The sequence below is a fragment of the Terribacillus sp. FSL K6-0262 genome (assembly GCF_037977385.1).
In the GTDB taxonomy this organism is placed as follows: domain Bacteria; phylum Bacillota; class Bacilli; order Bacillales; family Amphibacillaceae; genus Terribacillus.
In genome coordinates, this window is record NZ_CP150277.1 from 2,292,002 (window position 1) to 2,315,415 (window position 23,414).

Annotated in this window: 24 protein-coding genes; 21 read left to right on the top strand and 3 right to left on the bottom strand. The window is 48.1% G+C overall.

Annotated features, from left to right (window positions below; translation table 11 throughout):
• The first annotated feature begins 7 nt into the window (after window positions 1–7).
• Together MHI54_RS11780 and MHI54_RS11785 are read left to right on the top strand one after the other, a co-directional pair.
• On the top strand, window positions 8–511 hold the full coding sequence (locus MHI54_RS11780; protein WP_340081530.1) for a YwgA family protein: 504 nt from the start codon (window positions 8–10) through the stop codon (window positions 509–511).
• 174 nt (window positions 512–685) lie between these two features.
• Complete coding sequence (locus tag MHI54_RS11785) at window positions 686–1,186, top strand: YwhD family protein (protein ID WP_095214208.1); 501 nt, start codon at window positions 686–688, stop codon at window positions 1,184–1,186.
• Window positions 1,187–1,228: 42 nt separating this feature from the next.
• Here MHI54_RS11785 and MHI54_RS11790 read toward each other — a convergent pair whose 3' ends face one another.
• The gene (locus MHI54_RS11790; RefSeq protein WP_340081531.1) at window positions 1,229–3,262 is read right to left on the bottom strand and encodes a PBP1A family penicillin-binding protein; all 2,034 of its coding nucleotides are present in this window, start codon (window positions 3,260–3,262) and stop codon (window positions 1,229–1,231) included.
• Window positions 3,263–3,445: 183 nt separating this feature from the next.
• Between MHI54_RS11790 and speE the strand changes: the two genes are divergently transcribed.
• The 3 genes from speE to argS are packed head-to-tail and all read left to right on the top strand — an operon-like array spanning window position 3,446 to window position 6,438.
• Window positions 3,446–4,273, top strand: a complete 828-nt coding sequence (gene speE / locus MHI54_RS11795) for a polyamine aminopropyltransferase (protein ID WP_095214206.1) — start codon at window positions 3,446–3,448, stop codon at window positions 4,271–4,273.
• Window positions 4,274–4,330: 57 nt separating this feature from the next.
• Window positions 4,331–4,771: a DUF1934 domain-containing protein gene (locus MHI54_RS11800; RefSeq protein WP_095214205.1), complete on the top strand. Its 441-nt coding sequence runs from the start codon at window positions 4,331–4,333 to the stop codon at window positions 4,769–4,771.
• Window positions 4,768–6,438: an arginine--tRNA ligase gene (gene argS / locus MHI54_RS11805; protein WP_095214204.1), complete on the top strand. Its 1,671-nt coding sequence runs from the start codon at window positions 4,768–4,770 to the stop codon at window positions 6,436–6,438. The genes MHI54_RS11800 and argS overlap by 4 nt, the downstream gene beginning before the upstream one ends.
• 37 nt (window positions 6,439–6,475) lie before the next feature.
• Here argS and MHI54_RS11810 read toward each other — a convergent pair whose 3' ends face one another.
• Complete coding sequence (locus MHI54_RS11810) at window positions 6,476–7,663, bottom strand: phospholipase D-like domain-containing protein (protein WP_340081532.1); 1,188 nt, start codon at window positions 7,661–7,663, stop codon at window positions 6,476–6,478.
• Between the two features lie 270 nt (window positions 7,664–7,933).
• Between MHI54_RS11810 and rsgA the strand changes: the two genes are divergently transcribed.
• From rsgA to MHI54_RS11885, 15 genes are all read left to right on the top strand, one after another.
• Window positions 7,934–8,992: a ribosome small subunit-dependent GTPase A gene (gene rsgA, locus MHI54_RS11815; protein ID WP_095214202.1), complete on the top strand. Its 1,059-nt coding sequence runs from the start codon at window positions 7,934–7,936 to the stop codon at window positions 8,990–8,992.
• 110 nt (window positions 8,993–9,102) lie between these two features.
• Window positions 9,103–9,624 carry a DNA-directed RNA polymerase subunit delta gene (gene rpoE / locus MHI54_RS11820; RefSeq protein WP_095214201.1) on the top strand — a complete coding sequence of 174 codons (522 nt, stop codon included), beginning with the start codon at window positions 9,103–9,105 and terminating at the stop codon, window positions 9,622–9,624.
• Window positions 9,625–9,804: 180 nt separating this feature from the next.
• On the top strand, window positions 9,805–11,412 hold the full coding sequence (locus MHI54_RS11825; protein WP_095214200.1) for a CTP synthase: 1,608 nt from the start codon (window positions 9,805–9,807) through the stop codon (window positions 11,410–11,412).
• Between the two features lie 143 nt (window positions 11,413–11,555).
• Window positions 11,556–11,933, top strand: coding sequence for a response regulator (locus tag MHI54_RS11830; RefSeq protein WP_340081533.1), 378 nt, complete (start codon window positions 11,556–11,558; stop codon window positions 11,931–11,933).
• Between the two features lie 123 nt (window positions 11,934–12,056).
• A complete protein-coding gene (locus tag MHI54_RS11835; RefSeq protein WP_340081534.1) occupies window positions 12,057–12,920 on the top strand; it encodes a class II fructose-bisphosphate aldolase in 864 nt (287 codons plus the stop codon).
• Window positions 12,921–13,305: 385 nt separating this feature from the next.
• Window positions 13,306–13,917 (top strand): fructose-6-phosphate aldolase, encoded by a 612-nt coding sequence (fsa, locus tag MHI54_RS11840; protein ID WP_340081535.1) that lies wholly within the window; start codon window positions 13,306–13,308, stop codon window positions 13,915–13,917.
• A 92-nt stretch (window positions 13,918–14,009) separates the two neighbouring features.
• Window positions 14,010–15,296 carry a UDP-N-acetylglucosamine 1-carboxyvinyltransferase gene (locus MHI54_RS11845; RefSeq protein ID WP_340081536.1) on the top strand — a complete coding sequence of 429 codons (1,287 nt, stop codon included), beginning with the start codon at window positions 14,010–14,012 and terminating at the stop codon, window positions 15,294–15,296.
• Window positions 15,297–15,744: 448 nt separating this feature from the next.
• Entirely contained in the window at window positions 15,745–17,031 is a 1,287-nt protein-coding gene (gene rho, locus MHI54_RS11850) for a transcription termination factor Rho (RefSeq protein ID WP_095214195.1), read from the top strand.
• Window positions 17,032–17,164: 133 nt separating this feature from the next.
• Complete coding sequence (locus MHI54_RS11855; RefSeq protein ID WP_095214194.1) at window positions 17,165–17,410, top strand: type B 50S ribosomal protein L31; 246 nt, start codon at window positions 17,165–17,167, stop codon at window positions 17,408–17,410.
• A 184-nt stretch (window positions 17,411–17,594) separates the two neighbouring features.
• Window positions 17,595–18,167 carry a thymidine kinase gene (locus tag MHI54_RS11860; RefSeq protein ID WP_095214193.1) on the top strand — a complete coding sequence of 191 codons (573 nt, stop codon included), beginning with the start codon at window positions 17,595–17,597 and terminating at the stop codon, window positions 18,165–18,167.
• Window positions 18,168–18,230: 63 nt separating this feature from the next.
• Entirely contained in the window at window positions 18,231–19,301 is a 1,071-nt protein-coding gene (prfA, locus tag MHI54_RS11865) for a peptide chain release factor 1 (protein WP_340081537.1), read from the top strand.
• Window positions 19,282–20,163 (top strand): peptide chain release factor N(5)-glutamine methyltransferase, encoded by an 882-nt coding sequence (gene prmC, locus MHI54_RS11870; RefSeq protein ID WP_340081538.1) that lies wholly within the window; start codon window positions 19,282–19,284, stop codon window positions 20,161–20,163. Before prfA ends, prmC begins: the two co-directional genes overlap by 20 nt.
• Window positions 20,164–20,282: 119 nt before the next feature.
• Window positions 20,283–20,909 carry a stage II sporulation protein R gene (spoIIR, locus tag MHI54_RS11875; RefSeq protein ID WP_340081539.1) on the top strand — a complete coding sequence of 209 codons (627 nt, stop codon included), beginning with the start codon at window positions 20,283–20,285 and terminating at the stop codon, window positions 20,907–20,909.
• A gap of 63 nt (window positions 20,910–20,972) precedes the next feature.
• Window positions 20,973–21,341 (top strand): hypothetical protein, encoded by a 369-nt coding sequence (locus MHI54_RS11880; protein ID WP_340081540.1) that lies wholly within the window; start codon window positions 20,973–20,975, stop codon window positions 21,339–21,341.
• A 69-nt stretch (window positions 21,342–21,410) separates the two neighbouring features.
• Window positions 21,411–22,430 carry an L-threonylcarbamoyladenylate synthase gene (locus MHI54_RS11885; RefSeq protein WP_340081541.1) on the top strand — a complete coding sequence of 340 codons (1,020 nt, stop codon included), beginning with the start codon at window positions 21,411–21,413 and terminating at the stop codon, window positions 22,428–22,430.
• A 36-nt stretch (window positions 22,431–22,466) separates the two neighbouring features.
• On the opposite strand, the gene MHI54_RS11890 is transcribed toward MHI54_RS11885, so the two are convergent.
• Window positions 22,467–22,661, bottom strand: coding sequence for a hypothetical protein (locus MHI54_RS11890; RefSeq protein WP_095214189.1), 195 nt, complete (start codon window positions 22,659–22,661; stop codon window positions 22,467–22,469).
• Between the two features lie 127 nt (window positions 22,662–22,788).
• On the opposite strand from MHI54_RS11890, the gene MHI54_RS11895 reads away from it, so the two are divergent.
• The gene (locus tag MHI54_RS11895) at window positions 22,789–23,394 is read left to right on the top strand and encodes a low molecular weight protein arginine phosphatase (protein WP_095214188.1); all 606 of its coding nucleotides are present in this window, start codon (window positions 22,789–22,791) and stop codon (window positions 23,392–23,394) included.
• The last annotated feature ends 20 nt before the right edge of the window (window positions 23,395–23,414 follow it).

Sequence of the window (23,414 nt, forward strand, 5' to 3'; positions counted from 1 at the left end):
AGCAGCTATGCTAGCCAACCACGCAAATCTACTGCAATTCTTTTCTTCCGTGGAAGAAGTGGTAGGAAGAAAAAAATTACAGAAGATGATTTACATACTGAAGAAAAATGGGATTCCGTTCGGTGAAAAATATGAATTCCATTTATTCGGTCCCTATTCAGAGGAATTATCCCTGCGTGTGGATGAATTGAGCAACCTTGGTCTGATCAGCGAGACGAAAGAAGATAAAAGCAGCTATATCCAATACCGTTACACCATTACGGAAGAAGGGCAGCAATTCCTTACACATTATGAAAATCAATTCCCGGACTATCAGGAGGCTGTGCGGCTGCTGAAGGATAAAAGCTCCCGATTCCTTGAATTGGTTTCCACGATGCTTTATTTCGAGGAGCTGCCGCAGGAGGAAGTGGAAGAAAAGGTACGGACTGTGAAGAAAAAACAAAATTATACGGATGAAGAGATGGATGAAGCTTGGGAATTCATCGCTTCATTGAGAAAGCTGCAAGCATGAGAAAAGCGGGGGATCCAAAGTGATCCGTCGTTTTTTTAATGATAGCAGCCGTGGTACGATCAGCTGCGGACGCAGTGCCATCCAATGCCTTTCGCTTCCATGATAAAACAATAGAATTGAAGTGATATTCCGGCACATGCTACTATAGAGACAAAAGTCGAGGGAGCGGTTAAGGTGGAAAAGAAAAAGAATAATGCTTTCACGATCATGAAAGATGATTCAACGGATGGTCATGGCGGTTATGGCGTAGGGTCCATCAGTTTGGAAAATATGAGTCCAGTCATTGTCGATCCGAATGAGAAGACAGCATATGTCGATATGGCTGCAATGCATGCCCGCAGCCAGGTGGAGCGCCGGGTTCGTTTCCAGCATGAGAAAGACAAGGTGCCGGATGGAAAGCTGTATTGGATTGTCTGGGTGACAGTGCAAAATGGCGGGGATGGCCCATATTATCATGGGGCAGCAGCAAGTGAGATTCTCGTCGACCGTCCGAATCGGATTGCCTACAAATCGATGCCGGAGCATGTGAAGCATATGGAGCAATCCTTGAAAGGTATGTATGTGCTGGAGCATATGGATGATTTATCGAAGGGATTGCTGCTGGATTTCCTTAAGGAATATAAACCGGAATTCTGGGATCGGACACCGCAAGAGCTTAGTGAGCAATTGCAATAATAAAAAAGCCGCTGTCTCTCAAAAGGCAGCGGCTTCTTTGTGTCAGAACAGCCAATCGAACCAGCGCTTTCGCCTGGTCGGAGGCGCTTCCTGCTTTGGTGTCAGCGAATTTTCATCCAAATCGGGATGGCAGTACAGCTTTGGTTCTGTACCTCTTACAAAATAGGTGAACCGGCGTTTTTCGCAGTAGGAAGTGGCAAGAAGCCCCGAATCGGGATCAACGAACACGCCGCGCACACCAGCTGGCGGGCGGAACGCTTTGATCGGTTCACCCTCATGGGCAGCTTCCATGAAGCCGGCCCAAATTTCCTTGCTGTAGCCCAATTCCTTCACTTTCTCCATCGGGCGGTTGTCGTCATAACCTGTCCAGACTGCTGTGACCAAGTCAGGACTGAATCCGACCATCCAGCTATCGGTGGCCGTCGTTCCGGATTTTCCGGCATAAGGCCTGCTCAGCTGATCCTTGATGCCTGCGCCTGTGACACGCATATAGCTGCTGAGTGAATCATCGAACATGCCTGTCATCAAGTCCGTGAGCACAAAAAGCCTCTTCTTATCCAAGCTGCTTTTCATCTTCGGCTGCTGATGGGAATAGATTATCTTTCCGTTACGGTCGACGATTTTCTCGATTGTATAACCCTCTATCGGTTTGCCGCCATTGGCGATCCGGCTGTAGGCAACTCCCATCTCTTCGACCGATACAGGTGAAGTCCCAAGGGCGAGAGAGGGGACTGCCTGCAAATCACTTGTGATGCCAAGCTTCCTGGCATCTGCTGCAACCTTTTCTGCGCCGACGATCAAGTTCGTCTTCACTGCGTAGATGTTATCCGACATCGCGATTGCTTCTGCCATCGTGATATCATCATTGGCATAATAGCCATGATAATTGCCTGGCGCATATTCTCCTCCGTTTGGAAGCTTGAAGGTCGTCTCTTCACTTTTTAATTGTGTCATTGGTGTAAAACCATTTTTCAAAGCTGTGTAATAGACAAAAGGTTTGAATGCAGAGCCAGGCATCCGCTTGGAAGTAGTGGCACGGTTATAGGTGCTGGTTTTATAATTGGTTCCGCCGACCATGGCCGTGATGGCTCCTGAATGCGGATTCATGGCAATTGCACCAGCCTCAAGCTCCGTATCTGCCGGAATGGTATCGGCTATTTGCATTTCCAGCTGCAGCTGCTGTTCAGGATCCATCGTTGTATGGACATGGTATCCGGCAGATACAGCTTCATCCTCCTCCATTCCAAGCACATCGGCTAATTCAGCCGTGATATAATCCTGGAAATAACCGGCACGCCTAATGGTATCCCGTTCCTGTTCTGTCGAGAGCGACACAGCAGGAAGAGTATCGGGCTCCGTGATGTAGCCTTCTTCCTGCATCAATCCGTAAATATATTCCTGCCGTTCATCAGCGAGTTCTTTATTCTGAAAAGGAGAGTAATAGGAGGGACCTTTCGGAATGCCTGCAAGCAGGGCCGCCTCAGCTGCTGTCAGGCTGCCGGGATCCTTATCCATATAATAATCACTGGCAGCCTGGATGCCATACATCCCATGGCCGTAATAAATCGTATTCAGGTAGCCTTCCAATATCTCCTCCTTCGAATAGAACATCTCCAGCCGGATACTGTATATGGCTTCCTTGAATTTTCGTGTCCACGTCTTATCATTGGTCAAATAGAGATTCTTGGCGTATTGCTGGGTGATGGTGCTGGCCCCTTCCACCTTGGCCCCTGCCCTGATATTCTGCAAAGCAGCCGCGAATATTCGTTTCCAGGCGAAGCCATGATGCTTGTAGAAGTTCTTGTCTTCTGCCAGGATGGTTGCATGAATCAAATGGGGAGAGACTTCCTCCAAGGATACCCAGCGCTTCGGTGTGTTGCCGTACTGTTCGCCGAGAATCGTATCATCATTTGCATAGAATGTCGTGCTCCATTTATTTGTCATCGGCGGCGGCCCCATCAGATAGCAGATGAGGAGCAGACCGCCAATGGCAGTCAATGTCCCTCCAAGGAAAAATGCCGCCAGTCTTTTCGGCCGGAGCCACTTCTGCCAGCGTGCTGTCGGAATCCGAATCAAATCTATCGCCCGCTTCCTTCATGGTGTCAAATACAGTATCGGCTTACAGTAGGATAATAAACGTCATAAAGGGTTGCTTTTTTTCGGATTTTCTCTATAATTTGATTGTTTAAAGCTATAAAAATGACCAACACTAGTTGCGAGATGATATAGGATTCTACACATAAGGAGTAATGACATCCAATGGAACTATGGTATACAGAAAAACAGACAGACAGCTTTGGCATCACGGCAAAAGTGAAGCGTTCCCTGCATAGCGAACAGACTGATTTTCAGAAACTGGACATGCTGGAAACGGAAGAATGGGGGAATATGCTGACTTTGGACGGGATGGTCATGACTACGGAACGCGATGAGTTCGTCTATCACGAGATGGTGGCGCATGTTCCGCTGTTTACGCATCCCAACCCGGAAAACGTACTGATCGTGGGCGGAGGAGACGGCGGTGTCATCCGCGAAGTGCTCAAGCATGACAAAGTGAAGAAAGCGACACTTGTCGATATCGATGGCAAGGTCATCGAGTATTCGAAAAAGTTCTTGCCTTCCATCGCTGGCAAGATGGATGATCCGCGTGCGGATGTCCGTGTCGGTGACGGTTTCATGCATATTGCCGAGAGTGAGAATGCCTATGATGTCATTATGGTCGATTCGACAGAACCAGTGGGACCAGCAGTGAATCTATTCACAAAAGGCTTCTATGCGGGGATTGCAAAAGCGCTGAAAGAAGATGGTTTGTTCGTTGCACAGACAGATAACCCATGGTTCAAAGCGGATTTGATTTCCCAGGTATATAAGGACGTGAAGGAAATCTTCCCGGTGACGGAGCTGTACACGGCGAATATCCCTACTTATCCGAGCGGTTTGTGGACGTTCACGATGGGAAGTAAAGTCCATCATCCGAAAAAAGTGGATACAGAGCATCTCCAGCCTATCGAGACGAAGTATTACACACCTGAATTGCATCAGGCTGCTTTTGTCCTGCCGAAATTCGTACAGGATCTATTGAAATAAAACCAGAGAGACGCTTCCGGAGGGAGCGTTTTTCTTGCTGAAAGGGAGGAAGCTGCAATGCATCGGACGAAGATACCGGTATGGATCGAAATGAATACGGCAATAACGGAGGAAGACGAAACCGAACACACGACGTTGCGGGCAGCGGGTACCTATTCCGAAAAAGGCGGATTGACGGTCGTCAGTTTTACGGAGGAATCACAAGAGGTCGGGGATACGAAGACGATGATCACGATTTCATCGGATAAAGTGAGCATCAAACGTTCAGGCGGCTTTGATATGAAGCAAGTTTTCGTAAAGAATCAGCCGACAGAGAATGTATACCGCCATCCTTATGGTACAATGCATATGGAAACAAGCACGCACGCGATGACGTTCTCGCCGCTGATGGCTGACAGTCCGGCAGAACTTACGTTAAGCTATACAGTGACGCTCAATCAGGTGCAGTCCAGGAAGCATGCACTGACGTTGCGTGTGCAGGAGGAGAGTAACGGATGAATATCGTACAACAAACAGAACAAAAATTGAAAACGGCAATCCAGGATGCGGTTTTGAAGGCGGGCTTGGCTGATAAAGAAACAATTCCTGCCATCATTTTAGAGCAGCCGAAGGATAAGGCGCATGGCGACTACGCTACCAATATCGCGATGCAGCTTGCCCGCGTTGCGAAGAAAGCACCTCGAGCCATTGCCGAGGATTTGCAGGATAACTTCGATTACGATCAAGCACCTGTGGAAAAGATTGAAATTGCAGGACCAGGATTCATTAACTTCTTTATGCGGAATGACTATCTAGGTGAGCTTGTGTCGACTATTTTGGAAGCGGGCGATAACTTTGGCCGCACGGATGCAGGCAAAGGGGAGAAAGTCCAAGTGGAATTTGTTTCGGCGAACCCTACAGGCGACTTGCACCTTGGACATGCCCGCGGAGCGGCCGTAGGGGATTCCCTTTGCAATATTCTCGATGCGGCAGGTTATGACGTTGCACGCGAATATTATATCAATGATGCTGGCAATCAGATCGACAATCTTGCCCGCAGTGTGCAGGCGCGCTATCTGCAAGCACTTGGCCAGGATGCTGAAATGCCGGAGGACGGTTATCATGGCAAGGACATCATCGGTATCGGAAAACAGCTTGCCGAAGAATATGGTGATAGCTATGCGGCGAAGCCGGAAGAAGAACGACTTGCTTTCTTCCGTCAGTATGGCTTGACTTATGAACTGAAAAAGCTGGAGAAGGACCTTGCTGATTTCCGCGTTCCATTCGATGTATGGTATTCGGAAACGTCCCTTTACCAAGATGGAAAGATCGATACGGCCTTGCAGACACTTCGTGACAACGACTATGTCTATGAGAAAGATGGGGCGGTTTGGTTCCGTTCGACTGATTTCGGTGATGATAAAGACCGTGTCTTGATCAAAAAGGACGGCAGCTACACCTATCTTACTCCGGATATTGCCTATCATAAAACGAAACTTGACCGCGGATTCACCAAGCTGATCAATGTCTGGGGTGCCGATCATCATGGCTATATCCCGCGGATGCGTGCAGCTATCCAAGCGCTTGGCTATGATGCCGATACACTGGAAGTGACCATCATCCAAATGGTCAATCTGTTCGAAAACGGCGAGAAAGTGAAGATGAGTAAGCGTACAGGAAAAGCAGTCACCCTGCGTGAATTGATGGAAGAGGTAGGCATCGATGCCATGCGTTACTTCTTTGTCATGCGCTCCAGCGACTCCCATCTTGATTTCGACATGGACTTGGCCAAATCCCAATCCAACGAAAATCCAGTATTTTATGTGCAGTATGCATATGCCCGCATCAGCACGATGCTTGCACAAGCTGCTGAAAAAGGATTCCAGACAGAGGGAGCATTCGATGCCGGCCTCCTGACGGCGGAGAAGGAATTGGATCTCTTGAAGCGCCTTGGGGAATTCCCGCAGGTGGTGGCAGATGCAGCTGCAAAACGCACACCGCATCGTATCACCCAGTATGCCTTTGACCTGGCTTCTGCACTTCACAGCTTCTATAACGCTGAAAAAGTGCTGAATCCGGATAATGAGGACTTGACGAAAGCGCGGATCGCGTTGATGAAAGCAGTACGTATCACCATTAAAAATGCACTGCGTCTCATCAGTGTGGAAGCACCAGAAAAAATGTAAAAAAACGCCCGCTGGCAGCAATGCCGGCGGGCGTTTTTCAAAGGTAATTCCGAAGCGGCCTGAAAAGGATGCCAGTAGCCTTGGCGATCCAAGGGCGTTTTTGCATATCGTGCACAGAGGCTGCGATGCTTGATTGTTCATCTTTCTTCCACAGTGCGAGCAGCTGGGCGTAAAATAGGTCATTCTGTCTGATGGTTATGGTAAGCTCCTTGTTTATCAGCAAACTCCGGCCATCAAGGTTGGCAGAGCCGACAGCACACCAGGAGTCATCGCTCAGCACGATTTTGGCATGGTAAAAGCCGTTCTGATACAAATTGATGCGTATCCCATGCTGGATCAAACGTCTGGCGAAATGAAAGGACACTTGATTGACGACATAATGATCGACTTTGGTCGGCACCATCAGCCTGACATCCACGCCCCTTTCCGAAGCGCGCTTGAGTGCAGCCTCCACACGGCGGGTCGGTACACAATAGGGTGTCCCGATATAAAGGTATTTCCTCGCATGGTGGATTTGATGCAGCAGCCAGTCTTCGTAGCCATCTGCTTCCGTTACGACAGCCTCTATCTGCGCGCCATCGAATGCGGGTGCTTGTTTCGGCAATATATGAAACGGGTCTCCCCAGTCGGATGCGAATACCTGTACGAATGTGTAGACAGCCTCTCCTTCAAGTTTTACGACACAATCGCGCCAGAAGCCAAAACGGGGCTCTTTGCTTAAATATTCTTTCCCGATATTGAATCCTCCGATATATGCGCTTTTTTGATCGATGATCGTCACTTTGCGGTGATTGCGCAGATTCAGGTTATAGAGGAAATATGGGAAACTGGGTATATTGGCGAATCGGAGCATGACACCGGAATCGCGCAGGAGCTGCCGTTCTTTTCGGGGCAGACGATAGCCGCCGAACCGGTCCAGCAGGAAACGGATTTTGATTCCTTCCTGTGCCCGCTGCTTCAAGAGTTCAACCAGCTGCTGGGTCGGTTCATCCCATTTTACGAGAAAGAATTGGATATCGACGGAATGCTGTGCAGCTTTTATATCACGGATCAGAGCTTCATAGAAGGTGACCCCATCATCGAATATGGAAGCAAACGCATGTTTATGGCCGATCAGACGATTGACGGCCCTTCTTTTGCTTTGTTTCCTGCCGAGCGCCAAGTCCACTCCTATCAGCACGACGAGGAGGAACAGGAGGGCCAGCAGGAGGAAGAAGACATACATATCCTGATCTCCTTTCCTGGATTAATAATAGGCTTTACAAAAATAGCCAATGTCATGTATCATAAAAACAAATCAAGAGCGAACGGCAAATGCCGGATTCGCGGAAAGGGATGATGACTATGTTGACAATCGCGATGAATGAACAGCTGTCCGTCACCATGCACATCCCTTCTGCGCGTCTGGGTTAGCGGGATTTTTCCATCCTGGTGGAAGGGCTGTGCAGACAGTCCTTTTTATTATGGCCAAAAATGGCATCACTAGGAGGAAAACATGAACGAAGCATGGAATCTATTAGGGTGGAATGATCGATTGGAAGCAGCGAGGCAGGTCTATGATAAGAAATGGACGCCTGCGCGAGTTGTATCGGAACATAAACATATGTATCGAGTGCTGGATGACCGGGGAGAGCTGCTGGCGACGCTGTCAGGAAAGTTTCGGCAAAAAGGGGAGTTTCCAGCTGTCGGGGATTGGGTGCTGATCGATGCCCGGCACGAAGAAGGGAAAGCGACGATTCGTGCTTTATTGCCGAGAAAGAGTAAATTCTCACGGAATGAGGCAGGTGCTGTGACCAAGGAGCAAATCGTTGCGGCGAATATAGATTATATTTATCTGGTGATGGCATTGAACCAAGAATATAATCTCCGCAGACTGGAACGCTATTTGCTGGCAGCTTACGATAGCGGGGCATTACCTGTCATCATTTTGAGCAAGGGAGACCTGTGCAGTGACGTGGAGGGGAGATTGCTCGAAGTGGAGGCGATTGCCCCTGGTGTGGACGTCTACGTCACAAGTGCCATTGACGGAAGGGGCGTCGATGCAATCGGCAATCAGCTTGCGGCTGGTGTCACAGCGGCTTTCCTCGGTTCCTCGGGAGCTGGGAAATCCACGCTTGTGAATATGCTGTATGGGAAGGAAGTGCAGCTTGCCGGGGACATTCGGGAGGATGACGGCAAAGGTCGGCATACGACGACGCACCGGGAGCTTATCCGGATTCCTGGCGGCGGGATGATTATCGATACACCAGGCATGCGCGAGCTGCAGCTGTGGAATCAGCAGCACGCTGGTATGTCAGCGGCTTTTGCTGATATCGAAGAATTGGCAAATGGATGCCGCTTCCGGGATTGCACACACCAAAAGGAGCCTGGCTGCCGCGTGCAGGAAGCGATGGACAGCGGCGGGCTGGAAGCGGAGCGGCTGCAAAGCTATTTCAAGCTGCAGCGTGAGCTCCGGTATTTTGACAGGAAAACATCAGCCAAGGCACAGCTGGAGCAGGGAAAACAGTTCAAGCAGCTGTCCAAACACGTCAAACAAGTCAAAAAACGCCGCTGATCCGAAGAAATATTGCATTTTGATAGGCCTGGCAATATAATGTAAGGTATGGTTCTAAAACGGTAGACGTGAACATAACCAACTTATTTGATAAAGGGAGTGCTGTGACAGTGGGTTTGAAAGAATACAGCCAAGAAGAGCTTGCTGACTTTTCCCTCGTGGAATTGACGAATTTGATCCTAGAGGATGAAAACAAAGCAACCGATTATAGAGAATTATTCGATAAAATAGCTGAAATCAAACAATTGAGCGATGATCAGCGTGAAGAATATCTGCTGCAATTCTACACGGACCTGAACGTAGACGGCCGTTTCATGACAGCAGGTTCCAATCTTTGGGGACTGAAGAGCTGGTATGCAGTAGATCAATTCGACGAAGACGTTACAGTCGAACCTACGAAGAAAAGGAAGAAACGTGTAGCAGAGGAAGATGAAGATCTGGATGATCTCGAGGAAGACTTCACTCTCGATGAGGAAGGCTTCGACGAAGATTACGGCGATGAAGATGATTTGGAAGAGGATATCGCGGAAGGTGATTACCAAAGTGATGATACTGACGATGATACCCGCGAAATCATCGGAGAAGATATGCATCTGACTGGCGACGAAGATGATGAGGACGAAGACCGCTGAGCGAATATTATTCGCTGAAATGTTATTGACTTTGCAGAAGAGAATCAGTAATATTTTATGTGGGCTCTTTAATTGTCCAAAGACGCGTTCCCTTAACAAAGGGAGCGCTTTTTATTTTTTCTCAAACTTTTTTAAGGACATGGGTATTCTATAAATAAATGCTAGAAATGAGGGATTACGTTGACAAAGTATATCTTTGTTACAGGAGGAGTAGTATCTTCTCTGGGTAAAGGCATCACAGCGGCATCACTTGGCCGTTTACTGAAAAATCGGGGATTACAGGTGACAATCCAAAAATTCGATCCATACATCAATGTGGATCCGGGCACGATGAGTCCATATCAGCACGGGGAAGTCTTCGTCACCGAAGATGGTGCGGAAACAGATTTGGACCTTGGCCATTATGAACGTTTCATCGACATCGATTTGAATAAATACTCCAATGTGACAACAGGTAAGATTTATTCCACTGTGTTGAAAAAGGAACGCCGCGGTGATTATCTTGGAGGTACTGTCCAAGTCATCCCGCATATCACGAATGAAATCAAAGACAAAGTCTTCCGTGCCGGCAAACAGACAAACGCTGATGTTGTCATCACGGAAATCGGGGGGACGGTAGGAGATATCGAATCTTTGCCGTTCTTGGAAGCCATTCGTCAAATCAAATCCGATATCGGCCGTGACAATGTGATGTATCTGCATTGTACACTTGTACCTTTTATCAAGGCCGCTGGTGAATTGAAAACAAAACCGACACAGCATAGCGTCAAAGAACTTCGCTCCCTCGGTATTCAGCCGGATGCCATTGTTTTGCGTTCTGAAAGATCCATCAGCAAGGATATGAAGGAGAAGATTGCATCTTCTTGTGACTTGGATATCAATGCAGTTGTGGAATGTATCGATGCCGATACACTTTACGATGTACCGCTTGCCTTGCAGAGCCAAAACCTGGATCAATTTGTTTGCGATCATTTCGGTTTGGAATGCCCGCCGGCTGATATGACGGAATGGTCTGCAATGGCTGCGCATGTGACGAACCTCAAAAAGACTGTCCGCATTGCATTGGTAGGGAAATATGTCGAGCTTCAGGATGCGTACATTTCCGTTGTGGAATCCTTGAAACACGCAGGATATCCTTATGATACCGATATTGATGTGAAATGGATCAATTCCGAGGATGTAACAGCCGATAATGCGGAAGAATTACTTGGAGATGCGGATGGCATCCTTGTGCCGGGCGGATTCGGCGACCGCGGTATCCAAGGTAAGATCGAAGCGATACACTATGCTCGCACCAGAAAGATCCCATTCCTTGGTATTTGCCTGGGTATGCAGCTGGCAACTGTCGAATTTGCTCGGAATGTCCTTCATCTTGAAGGTGCACATTCAAGTGAAATCGATCCATTGACACCTCATCCGGTCATCGATTTGCTTCCTGAGCAAAAAGATATCTCCGATTTAGGCGGTACCTTGCGTTTAGGCGTATATCCTTGCCGCTTGCAAGATGGTACGAAAACAAAAGAGGCGTATGGCAATGAGGATGTCATCTATGAACGTCATCGCCATCGTTTCGAGTTTAACAATCAATACCGTGTACAGATGGAAGAACAAGGCTTTGTCTTCTCTGGTACAAGCCCGGATGGACGCTTGATCGAAACGGTCGAGATCAAGGATCATCCTTGGTTTGTCGCTTCCCAGTATCATCCGGAGTTCAAGAGCCGCCCGAACCGTCCGCACGCGTTATTCCATGGCTTCATCGGTGCGTCTTTACAGCATAAAGAAAACTGATCGGTATGCTTATATATAATTAATTTGAGTGGAGAAGCAGGAATTTGGTGCTTTTTACTAGAAAAAGGTGTAACTGAGTCAGAGCAGTGAACATTATGTCGAAGCAAGCAGCAGCTTGCTTCGTTTTCTAGGGGGATATGCGGATGAGTAAGCGCGTGTTGATCGTGGATGACCAGCCAGGTATTCGGATTTTGCTGGAGGAAGTCATCCGGGAAGAAGGACATGAAGTGATTTCCGTCTGCACGGGAGCAAAAGCACTTGACCAAATAAAAAAACAACAGCCGGATCTTTTACTGATTGATTATAAGCTGCCGGTACTGGATGGGCCTGCAGTATTGGATGAGCTCAAAGACCAGGGACTTTCCATCCCGACAATCATGATGAGCGGATTGGCGGAGGAAGCAGGAGCATTCCGACAGGATTATGACTTCCTGATTGATGTGCTTGCCAAGCCTTTCGATATACTCAAAGTTCGAAAAATGGTGAATCAAGCATTGAAAGAAGGGTCGAATCAGGTATAAAAGAGCGGGAAATGTTGCACCATGACGGGCGAGTTGGTATTCTTATGTATGGAAGCGATAAAATACACGACTTCACTTACATAGTTGCCGACCGTCGTGCAAATTTGAAGGAGGATTTTTGTTATGCCTTTAGTATCAATGAAAGAAATGCTAGATGTAGCTAAAGAAAATCACTATGCTGTAGGACAGTTCAACATCAATAACCTTGAATTCACACAAGCGATCCTGCAAGCAGCTCAGGAAGAAAGCTCTCCTGTCATCCTTGGTGTATCCGAAGGGGCAGCGAAATATATGGGTGGCTTCAAAACAGTTGTATTGATGGTGAAAGGTCTTTTGGAAGACTATAACATCACTGTACCTGTAGCTATTCACCTTGACCATGGTTCCAGCTTCGAAACATGTGCGAAAGCGATCCATGCCGGCTTCACTTCCGTGATGATCGATGGTTCCCACCATCCATTGGAAGAAAACATCGCGCTTACGAAAAAAGTAGTTGAGCTTGCACACTTGCACGGCGTATCTGTCGAAGCAGAACTTGGACGCATCGGCGGACAAGAAGACGATCTTATCGTAGAAGATGCAGATGCAGCTTACGCAATTCCTTCCGAATGCAAGCAGCTTGTGGAAGAAACTGGCGTTGACTGCTTCGCACCAGCACTTGGTTCTGTTCACGGTCCTTACAAAGGCGAACCAAACCTTGGTTTCGATCGCATGGAAGAAATCTTCAAAACAACTGACCTTCCATTGGTATTGCACGGCGGTACAGGTATCCCGACAAAAGATATCCAAAAAGCAATCACGCTTGGTACTTCTAAAATCAACGTGAACACTGAAAACCAAATTTCTTCTGCTAAACGCGTTCGTGAAGTATTGGCAGAAAAACCAAACGAATACGACCCACGTAAATACCTGGGACCAGCTCGCGAAGCGATCAAAGAAACAGTAATCGGCAAAATGCGCGAATTCGGCTCCTCAGGCAAAGCGTAAGCAAAAAAACATAACAAACTGCCCCTCGGGGCAGTTTTCTTTTTTTATAAGAACGAAAAGCGGAAAAAGCCGGATAGAAACGAAGAAGCAAGCGAGAAAGCCGGGAGAGAGGCATTTTACCTCACGCAGGGATTCATCGCTTGCGGCGCAGTTTCTGGATTTCGCAGCTAGACATCAAATGAAAAGCGGATCCCCCAGAAATGAATCCTTCAAAAGAACAAAAAAACAGTTTAAAAAAACAGGAATCGGTGAAAAAACTGTACAGTGCTATTATGGAATAGGGATTGAAAAAGAGAGTGGAAATCGAAGAATTTGATGTAAATCCTTTGCCATATACAGGGAGTCCTGCATAAACTACTTCGGAACTGCTTAAGGGGTGGAAAAGATGAAATTCTTTTTGGAGACTGCCAGCCTGGAGGAAATCAAGCTTGCTGATGCACTTGGTGTATTGGCGGGGGTGGCGATAAAACCGATGTCGATGGTTGGCGGGAATGTGTCGTTTCATGATAGGATCCGGGAGATGACCGAAGAGGTGTCAGGCCCTGTCGATGCAGCGGTTGTTTCGGAGCAAGCGGACGGAATGGTGGCAGAAGGCAAGGCCCTTGCCGGGATTTCTCCGAATGTCACGGTGAGAATACCGATGACAATAGAAGGTCTGAAAGCAGTCAAAATCTTATCTGGATTGAATATAAAGACGCATGTGACACTGATCTTTGATATGAATCAAGCGCTGCTGGCTGCCCGTGCCGGGGCTACATATGTATCGCCATGCATCGGGAGGCTCGATGATATCGGTCATAGCGGAATGGAACTGCTTGATGTCATAGCGGATGTTTTCAACCGGCATCAGATCAAGACAAGGATCATTGCGGCTTCCATCCAGCATCCCATCCATGTAACAGAGGCTGCAAAGCAGGGAGCGCATATCGCGACCGTTTCTTTTGAGGTTCTGAGGAAATTGGTCGAGCATCCGTTGACAGATGCTGGAATCGAATGATTTCTTGCAGACTGTAACAGTTGTATATAGTATAATTATGGTAAAATAGAGGAAACTAACGTTGCTGTTATCCTAAATGTGAGGAGTTCCTTATGCAGAAAATATTAGTAGAGGGCGGAAACCTTCTTAAAGGAAGAGTAAAGATCAGCGGAGCGAAAAACAGTGCAGTCGCACTGCTTCCTGCTGCTATACTGGCTGAGTCTCCGGTAACAATAGAAGGGCTGCCCGAAATTTCAGATGTTGAGACGTTAAGTCACTTGCTTGAAGAAATCGGCGGCAAAGTATCCAATACCGATCACGGTCTTACGATCGATCCATCTGCCATGACGTCCATGCCTCTTCCGAACGGAAAAGTGAAGAAACTCCGGGCTTCCTATTATTTCATGGGAGCGATGCTCGGACGATTCAAGCAGGCAGTCATCGGCTTGCCTGGCGGCTGTTATCTGGGCCCTCGACCTATCGACCAGCATATCAAGGGCTTTGAAGCATTGGGAGCAAAGGTGACAAATGAGCAAGGGGCGATCTACCTGCGAGCGGATGAACTGCGCGGAGCACGTATTTACTTGGATGTGGTGAGTGTTGGTGCGACTATCAATATCATGCTTGCTGCAGTGCGGGCGAAGGGGAAGACAGTGATTGAAAACGCGGCAAAGGAGCCGGAAATAGTCGATGTGGCCACCCTTTTGACCAGTATGGGAGCGAAAATCAAAGGTGCCGGCACCGACGTGATTCGCATAGAGGGTGTGGATCATCTTCATGGCTGCCATCATACGATCATCCCTGACCGGATCGAGGCGGGAACGTATATCATCCTTGCAGCTTCCCAAGGGGAAGAGGTTGTCATTGATAATGTCATCCCTGAGCATTTGGAGTCCTTGCTGGCAAAATTGCGGGAGATGGGCGTGGAGATCGCAGAAGGCGAGGAACAGCTGACTGTGCGCCCAGGGGCAAGGCTGAATAGTGTGGACGTGAAGACTCTGGTTTATCCTGGCTTCCCGACCGATCTGCAGCAGCCTTTTACAGCTTTATTGACCAAAGCGCATGGGACGGGTGTCATAACGGATACCATTTATCAAGCTCGCTTCAAGCACATCGACGAACTGCGGCGGATGAACGCGCAGGTGAAAGTGGAGGGCGGAGCCTCCATCGTCACTGGTGCTGTACAGCTGGAGGGAGCCAAAGTGAAAGCCAGTGATCTTCGGGCCGGAGCGGCATTGATCATCGCTGCATTGATGGCTGAAGGTGTGACGGAAATCACAGGCGTGGAGCATATAGATCGCGGCTATGAACATATCACGGATAAACTCCATGCACTGGGTGCCAACATATGGCGGGAAGATATGAGTGAACAAGAAGTCGAACAGTTTCAGAATTCCTGATCATGCAGAAAACAAAAGGCTGTACAAAGCAGGTGATGAGCAGCTGGTCTGTCCCATACGTGTCCTGCTTGGAAATCGAATTTTGTCGTCTGAACTTCATGATGAAAAGACTGGCGCGAGCCAGTCTTTTTTGAATCCCTCATTCAACTGAAAAATACAGTTGAATATTCAAGTGCGAAAATGTATTATTAGTTATGCTAAAAACGCAGCAAGTTTAAAAAAGCTGTATTGTGGTAAAAAATGATAGTTATAATCTTCTATTCTAGTTATACACTACCATCCTTCCTTTTCTTCCAGAGCTATGCGGGGACTCAAGCAAAACCTTGCACCTCTCTCGGTCCAAGATTGAATTAGATTCCACCAGTTTTGAAGCACCAATGAAGGATCATGATTTATACAGCCAAATAGATAAGGACAAGTCCTTAAATACAATAGGTGTGGTGATTTTGTGGCTGAACTATCCATTTCTCATCTAGAAACATTGACATTGAAAGAATTATACGCGATGGCACGTGAATACCGTGTTTCCTATTATGCGAAACTGACAAAACGCGAATTGATCTTCGCTATCCTGAAAGCGCAGGCAGAAAAGGATGGTTTTCTTTTCATGGACGGTATCCTGGAGATCATTCCATCAGAAGGTTTCGGATTCCTGCGGCCGATCAATTATGCTCCGAGCGCGGAGGATATCTATATCAGTGCGTCACAAATCAGACGCTTTGATTTACGTAATGGGGATAAGGTTTCCGGCAAGGTCCGTCCGCCGAAAGAGAACGAGCGTTATTACGGTCTCCTGCATGTGGATGCAGTGAATAACGAGGATCCGGAAGTGGCGAAGGAGCGTGTGCATTTCCCTGCGTTGACAGCTTTGTATCCGGATAAGCAGATGAAGCTGGAAACCGAGACCCGTAAAATTTCAACTCGCATCATCGATTTGATGACACCGGTTGGTTTCGGTCAGCGCGGATTGATCGTAGCTCCGCCAAAAGCAGGTAAAACAATGCTGCTGAAACAGATTGCAAATAGCATTACAACCAATCATCCCGATGCCAAGCTGATCATCCTGCTTGTGGATGAACGCCCGGAGGAAGTGACGGATATCGAACGCTCCGTTCATCCCGATGTCGATGTGGTCAGCTCCACATTCGATGAAGTACCGGAAAACCATATCAAGGTTTCGGAGCTAGTATTGGAACGTGCGATGCGCTTGGTCGAGCACAAAAAGGATGTCATCGTGCTGATGGACAGCATCACGCGCCTTGCCCGTGCATATAATCTGGTCATTCCGCCGAGCGGACGCACGCTTTCCGGCGGTATCGACCCAGCAGCCTTCCACCGTCCGAAACGTTTCTTCGGTGCCGCCCGTAATATCGAGGAAGGCGGCAGCTTCACGATCCTTGCAACGGCACTTGTCGATACAGGATCCCGGATGGACGATGTCATTTATGAGGAATTCAAAGGGACAGGCAATATGGAGCTGCATTTGGATCGTTCCCTTGCCGAAAGACGTATCTTCCCGGCAATCGATATGCTTCGTTCCGGTACACGGAAAGAAGAGCTGCTCGTACCTAAGGGACAGCTGGATAAGATGTGGGCGATCCGTAAAACCATGCAGGATTCCCAGGACTTTGCCGAACGCTTCCTGCGTCGTTTAAGGGCATCCAAGAACAATGAGGAGTTCCTTGCAAATATGGAAGAAGAAATGAAACGAAAAGGCACGAATAAGCGCGCCTGATTACATTGATTTCCTCTTGCATTGGAATGGGGAGACTGTTATAATCACGTTATGTGAGCTTTCACGACAGTTATCGGTCTCTCACAATAAACTCTGTTTCCTAGGGATTCAGGGCAAAAAGGAGTGCTAACGAATGAAAGAACAAATCCATCCGAAATATAACAAAGTTGTATTTCTAGATACTAGTTCTGACTACAAATTCTTGACTGGTTCTACTCAAACTTCCGACGAAACAATCGAATGGGAAGATGGCAACACTTACCCATTGATTCGTGTGGAAATCAGCTCAGCTTCTCACCCGTTCTACACTGGTAAACAAAAAGCTGATAAAGCTGGCGGCCGCGTAGATCGCTTCAAGAAGAAATACAACTTGAGCTAATAGCTTGAGATATGAAGAAGAAACAGGCAAACACCCTTTGCCTGTTTTTTCTGCTTCTAATGCCTTTCCAAGTTACCATTGCATGTACACTGATCATCCAGATATACATAAGTGGGATAGATATAGTATGGATAAAGATAGTGTACTTCGGCACTATCTTTTTTATTTGACAAGGAGAAATGACATGGCACAATTATTTTTCAAATATGGCGCAATGAACAGCGGGAAGTCGATCGAAATACTGAAAGTGGCCAATAATTACGAGGAGCAAAACAAGTCGGTTCTAATATTCACTTCCGGCATCGATACAAGGGATGAAGTCGGATATGTTTCAAGCCGAGTCGGGTTGCGCCGTAAGGCCATTCCGATTTTCGAGGAAACCGATATCTTGAAAATCGTGAAAGAACATGAACCGACACCGCATTGTGTATTGATCGATGAAGTGCAGTTTTTAAGCAAGGAGCATGTGCTTCAGCTGGCCGCAATCGTCGATGCATTCGATATTCCTGTCATGGGCTTCGGTCTTAAGAATGATTTCCAGAATGAGCTGTTCGAGGGAAGCCGATATATGCTCATTTATGCAGATAAGATCGAGGAGATGAAGACCATTTGCTGGTTCTGCGAACGGAAAGCAACCATGAACCTGCGGGTGGATGACAATGGCAAGCCTGTATACACAGGAGATCAGATACAGATCGGCGGCAATGACTCTTATTATCCTGTCTGCCGCAGATGCCACAGCAACCCGCCGCTTTGACCTTTACTCGATTGCCCAAGACCCGGGGAGAAGCTATAATAAAGCAAGGAAAGAGGTGTCGATATGCTAGATCGTTTACAAGCACTGGAAGACCGATATGAGAAATTGAACGAATTATTAAGTGATCCGGATGTGATCAGTGATACGAATAAATTGCGCGAGTTCTCCAAAGAGCAAGCTGGGCTGACAGACGTCGTGCAGGCTTATCGTGAATACAAAGATATCAGCACACAGGTGGAAGACGCCAAAACGATGCTTGCCGAGGAAAAGGATCCGGAAATCCTGGAAATGGCAAAAGCAGAGATTGCCGAATTGTCACCGCGCCTGCCGGAATTGGAAGAGCAGATGCGTATTTTGATGCTGCCGAAGGATCCGAATGATGATAAAAACGTCATCATGGAAATTCGCGGCGCAGCTGGCGGAGATGAAGCAGCGCTGTTCGCGGGCGATCTGTATCGTATGTACAGCAGATTCGCAGAAACACAAGGCTGGAAAACAGAGTTGCTGGAAGCGACTTCTACTGGAGTAGGCGGCTACAAGGAGATCATCTTCATGATCAACGGCGCAAATGCCTATTCCAACCTGAAATTTGAAAACGGTGCCCATCGCGTCCAGCGTGTGCCGGAAACGGAGTCCGGCGGCCGGATTCATACGTCGACAGCGACAGTGGTGGTGATGCCGGAAGCGGAAGAGGTCGAAGTGGACATCCACGATAAGGATATCCGGGTGGATACATTCGCATCCAGCGGTCCCGGGGGACAAAGCGTAAATACGACGATGTCCGCGGTCCGGTTGACGCACATGCCGACCGGGATCGTCGTGTCGATGCAGGATGAGAAATCACAGATCAAGAACAAAGAAAAAGCCATGAAAATCCTGCGTGCCCGGATACATGATAAGTTCCAGCAGGAAGCCCAGGCTGAATATGATGATGCACGGAAATCAGCTGTAGGTACAGGTGACCGATCGGAACGTATCCGGACATATAATTTCCCGCAAAACCGGGTGACGGATCACCGGATCGGGCTTACCATCCAGAAGCTGGACCAAATCCTCGAAGGAAAGCTCCATGAAGTCATCGACGCATTGATCATGGAAGAGCAGGCAAGAAAACTTGAGCAAATCGGAGAATAACCAGCCAAGCCTCATGGAGGCGCTGCAGGAAGCGGCGGCGTATTTACAAAGCCACAGCCGGGAGGACAGGGTGGCGGAGCATTTACTGTTATTCCATCTTGGAATCGATAAGACTGCGCTGTTGATGAAGCTGAGGGAGCCCATTGATCCAGTCCTCTATGCCGCCTTCCGGAAAGATGTTGAAGAGCATGCCAAAACAGGCATTCCGCTGCAGCATCTGACTGGAGAAGAGGAATTCCTTGGCAGGCGCTATTATGTGAACCGGGATGTGCTCATTCCGAGGCCGGAAACGGAAGAGCTGGTACTGGGTGTCGAAGCCATGATCAAAGAGCGTCTTGCCGGGCGTGATTTGACAATTGCCGATATCGGTACAGGAAGCGGAATCATCGCCACTTCTTTGAAGCTTGCTTTTCCGGAGGCTTCCGTCATTGCCACGGATATTTCCGAGCGCGCTTTGCTTATAGCAAAGAGCAACAGCCGTACATTGGGAGCTGACCTTACGTTGAAGCTCGGAAGCTATTTGGAGCCGCTGCGGGAGCTTGGCAAACGCGTCGATGTGCTTGTTTCGAATCCTCCTTATATTGATGAGGCGGATAAGGAACATATGACAGACACGGTGAAAAACTTTGATCCGGGTCTTGCTTTGTTTGCAGACGACAAAGGGCTTGCCGCTTATAAGGAAATCATAGCTGGGCTCCCTGAAGTACTCGCTTTTCCGGCTGTCGTCGCCTTTGAAATCGGCTGGCAGCAAGGAAGGGCAGTCCGTGACTTGCTGGCAGGGAGGTTCCCGGAGGCGGAAGTGGAAGTAAGACAGGATATCAATGGCAAGGATCGTATGGTATTTGCTTGGATACAAAAATAAGGGACCGTCCTTTTTGGGGCGCGGTCCTTTTTTGTATGCAAAAAGATAGATTCATAGGTTTAAATTGGGCCAAGCTGTTCATACTGGTACCATCAAACAAAAGGAAAGAGGTACCAATTATGAAGAAGCTTTTATTTTCCCTGACTGCAATTGTTCTATTATTCCTATATATCTTCTATCCGGGGAATAGTACAGAGGCTCAGGTGAGCAATGATTCCCAAGCAGTGAAAGAAATACCGGATGAAGCGATTCGTCTCCGCATCCTGGCTAATAGTAATTCCGATGAAGATCAGGAGCTGAAGCGACTCATCCGCGATGAAGTGAATGCCCAGATCAATAGCTGGGTAAAAGATATGACGGATATCGAAGAAGCTCGGAAGCTTATAGAAGAGCAGCTCCCAGAAATCAAGAAGACTGTTGCCCGTGTGTTGAATGAGCAAGGGAAAGCCCAGGGATTCAATGTGGAATATAGTGACAGGATTTCTTTTCCGGCAAAGCTTTATGGTTCCTATTTGTATCCGGCTGGTCAATATGAAGCTGTATTGATCACCCTTGGAGAAGGAGAAGGCGAAAACTGGTGGTGTGTGCTGTTCCCGCCCCTTTGCTTTCTGGATTTCTCGAGCGGTACGAGTGTGGCGGAGGCAGAAGGAAATGCCGATGCAGAGCCTGTGGATGTAGCTGCGGAGGAGACGCCCGAGGAAGAAAAGCCGAAGGTGAAGTTTTTCCTATTGGAATGGTTCAGCTAGATTCATATCGTGTTCCTCCCGTTCATATACTCTATCAGCCAGAAGTAGACGGGAGGAATTTTTGTGCAGTTGATACCTGCAAAAGCATTCGAGCTTTCCGAACTGGATGCTTTTTTCGGAAACAGTCTGCCCCGGTGGGAAATGGAGCAGCAGAAGCTGTATGAAGAAGGCTATATCATAGACACGGCGAATGGGTGGCGCGCTTTTTTCTGCTTGGAACAGCAGGACAAGGCTGTCCGGATCCACTCCATGTACGTCAGGCCGCCAGCCAATGGAACCATCATTTTGACTTGCATGGAGCTTGCCAGCATGGAAGCTAGGAGGCGTGAGGCCAGCAGCTTGCGGCTGATCAGTCATCATGAATCGCTGGATCAGCTGATGGATCTATACGGTTTTGAACCGAAGCAAGGCTGGTGGGAGAAAACGCTCTGACATTGGGGAATGGCATTCCATGTGGTATCATAGCTCATAGTGATATTTAGCAGAAGGAGCATCTGATCCATGATGGAAACGAAGCATTGGACTGTTTCGCAGCAGTCTCTCGACACAAACGCAATGGAGGAGGCAGCAGCCCTTCTTAGGAAAGGGGAAGCTGTTGCTTTTCCGACCGAGACAGTTTATGGCCTTGGTGCTGACGCAACGAATGAACAAGCTGTCCGGAAAATATTCGAAGCCAAAGGACGTCCATCTGATAATCCGCTCATCGTCCATGTAGCGGATAAACATCAGCTGAAGGATCTTGTCGAAGACGTTCCGGAAGTGGCGTACAAACTTTTGGAAGCATTCAGTCCGGGCCCGATTACACTTATATTGAAGAGTAAAGGAACAGTGGCGCCGAATGTCAGCGCAGGTCTTGATTCCATCGGTGTCCGGATACCAAGTCATCCGGTGGGCTTGCGTCTTTTGCAGGAAGTGGCTTTGCCGATTGCCGCGCCGAGTGCGAATATCTCTGGCAGACCGAGTCCGACCAAAGCGGTGCATGTGACCCAAGATCTGGATGGACGTATTGCCGGAATCATGGATGGAGGCCCGACAGGTATCGGCTTGGAATCTACCGTGGTAGACTGTACGGAAGCAGTGCCGGTGATTCTCCGGCCAGGCGGTGTAACGGCGGAAGCAATCCAGGAGGTGATCGGGACGGTGATGGTGGATCCGGGACTGGCAGGCAATGAAAAGGAGAAACCAAAAGCACCCGGGATGAAATATACGCATTATGCGCCGGAGGCCCCGCTGTATCTGGTGGATGGGAATATGCAGCAGCATGTGGAAAAGCTTACTGCAGCTGGTGAGAAAGTCGGTATCATTGCCACGGAGGAGCTTGCGCAGATGCTGAAGGATGAGCAGGTTCAAATCTGCGGGACAAGACAAGATCTTTCCACAGTGGCGGAACATCTTTATGATGCACTCCGACATTTCAAAAAATCGGATGTATCGATAATCCTTTGTGAAAGCTTTGAAAAGACAGGGGTCGGCACAGCTATCATGAATCGGCTGGAAAAAGCCGCGACAGGATGGATATAAGGAAAAGGGAATGTGCCTGATGGTCACGTTCCTTTTTTATTCCAATACAAGGAGGGAGATGATATAGCCGGATGCCGGCATAATCTGGTCAGTTTCTCTTACTTTCCTAAAGGACTTATTGCCATAATGGCCGATAGAGGAAGAAATAATATCATTTCGATATAGAATGGAGATTGCACTTACACAATAAAATAGCATGATGCTTATCAAGACGGCTGTTTTTCCTCGCATTCCTTCCCACCTCCACTTCCCGATCACGATTAAAAAGCAATAAAGGTTCCATTCCCATGACATGTAAGAATGCTTCACCTGTTGTATACTACTAGTAGCACCATTTTAGAAGCAAGGAGATATCTGGATGAAACTATTATTTGTTTGTACTGGCAATACGTGCAGAAGCCCGATGGCAGAAGCACTTGTACGGAAACGGCTTCCGCAGGTGGAGGTACAGTCAGCTGGTATATTCGCCCATGACGGATCCCCTGCTTCCCATCAGGCAGTGACAGTCATGGAAGAGGCGGGGGTGCTGTTCGACCACCAATCCAAGCCTGTCACGAAAGAACGAGTGGATTGGGCAGATTTGATCCTGACGATGACAGAACAGCATAAGCAGCTGTTGCTGGAGCAGTACCCGCATGCTGCCGGGAAACTGTACACATTGCCGGAGTATGCTTCCCAGGAGGCTGCCGGATCCTGGAAATCCCTGCAGGAAGCCTATGCCGACTTGGAAACGAAGCGAGTCCGTTTCGCCAGCAGCTACCAAGGGGATCCTGATGATTTCCAAAGTGATTTCATGCACGCCCATCAGCAGGAGATCCAGTATATCCAGGAGCTTGAGGCAAGTATGCCGGCGGCCGATATCATGGATCCTTTCGGACGGTCCGTGGAAGTTTATCGGGATACGCTGCATGAATTGGAATTCTATGTTGATAAATTGGCAGAAAAGATTCACAATGAGAAGTAGGTAAAAAGACTCTCATACCA

Bases quoted from the DNA above. Each gene is read 5' to 3' on its own strand.
- MHI54_RS11780 (WP_340081530.1), top strand. From the start codon at position 8: ATGCTAGCCAACCACGCAAATCTACTGCAATTCTTTTCTTCCGTGGAA.
- speE (WP_095214206.1), top strand. From the start codon at position 3,446: ATGGAACTATGGTATACAGAAAAACAGACAGACAGCTTTGGCATCACG.
- MHI54_RS11800 (WP_095214205.1), top strand. From the start codon at position 4,331: ATGCATCGGACGAAGATACCGGTATGGATCGAAATGAATACGGCAATA.
- argS (WP_095214204.1), top strand. From the start codon at position 4,768: ATGAATATCGTACAACAAACAGAACAAAAATTGAAAACGGCAATCCAG.
- MHI54_RS11810 (WP_340081532.1), bottom strand. From the start codon at position 7,663: ATGTATGTCTTCTTCCTCCTGCTGGCCCTCCTGTTCCTCCTCGTCGTG.
- rsgA (WP_095214202.1), top strand. From the start codon at position 7,934: ATGAACGAAGCATGGAATCTATTAGGGTGGAATGATCGATTGGAAGCA.
- MHI54_RS11830 (WP_340081533.1), top strand. From the start codon at position 11,556: ATGAGTAAGCGCGTGTTGATCGTGGATGACCAGCCAGGTATTCGGATT.
- MHI54_RS11835 (WP_340081534.1), top strand. From the start codon at position 12,057: ATGCCTTTAGTATCAATGAAAGAAATGCTAGATGTAGCTAAAGAAAAT.
- fsa (WP_340081535.1), top strand. From the start codon at position 13,306: ATGAAATTCTTTTTGGAGACTGCCAGCCTGGAGGAAATCAAGCTTGCT.
- MHI54_RS11845 (WP_340081536.1), top strand. From the start codon at position 14,010: ATGCAGAAAATATTAGTAGAGGGCGGAAACCTTCTTAAAGGAAGAGTA.
- MHI54_RS11855 (WP_095214194.1), top strand. From the start codon at position 17,165: ATGAAAGAACAAATCCATCCGAAATATAACAAAGTTGTATTTCTAGAT.
- MHI54_RS11860 (WP_095214193.1), top strand. From the start codon at position 17,595: ATGGCACAATTATTTTTCAAATATGGCGCAATGAACAGCGGGAAGTCG.
- prfA (WP_340081537.1), top strand. From the start codon at position 18,231: ATGCTAGATCGTTTACAAGCACTGGAAGACCGATATGAGAAATTGAAC.
- spoIIR (WP_340081539.1), top strand. From the start codon at position 20,283: ATGAAGAAGCTTTTATTTTCCCTGACTGCAATTGTTCTATTATTCCTA.
- MHI54_RS11885 (WP_340081541.1), top strand. From the start codon at position 21,411: ATGATGGAAACGAAGCATTGGACTGTTTCGCAGCAGTCTCTCGACACA.
- MHI54_RS11890 (WP_095214189.1), bottom strand. From the start codon at position 22,661: ATGCGAGGAAAAACAGCCGTCTTGATAAGCATCATGCTATTTTATTGT.
- MHI54_RS11895 (WP_095214188.1), top strand. From the start codon at position 22,789: ATGAAACTATTATTTGTTTGTACTGGCAATACGTGCAGAAGCCCGATG.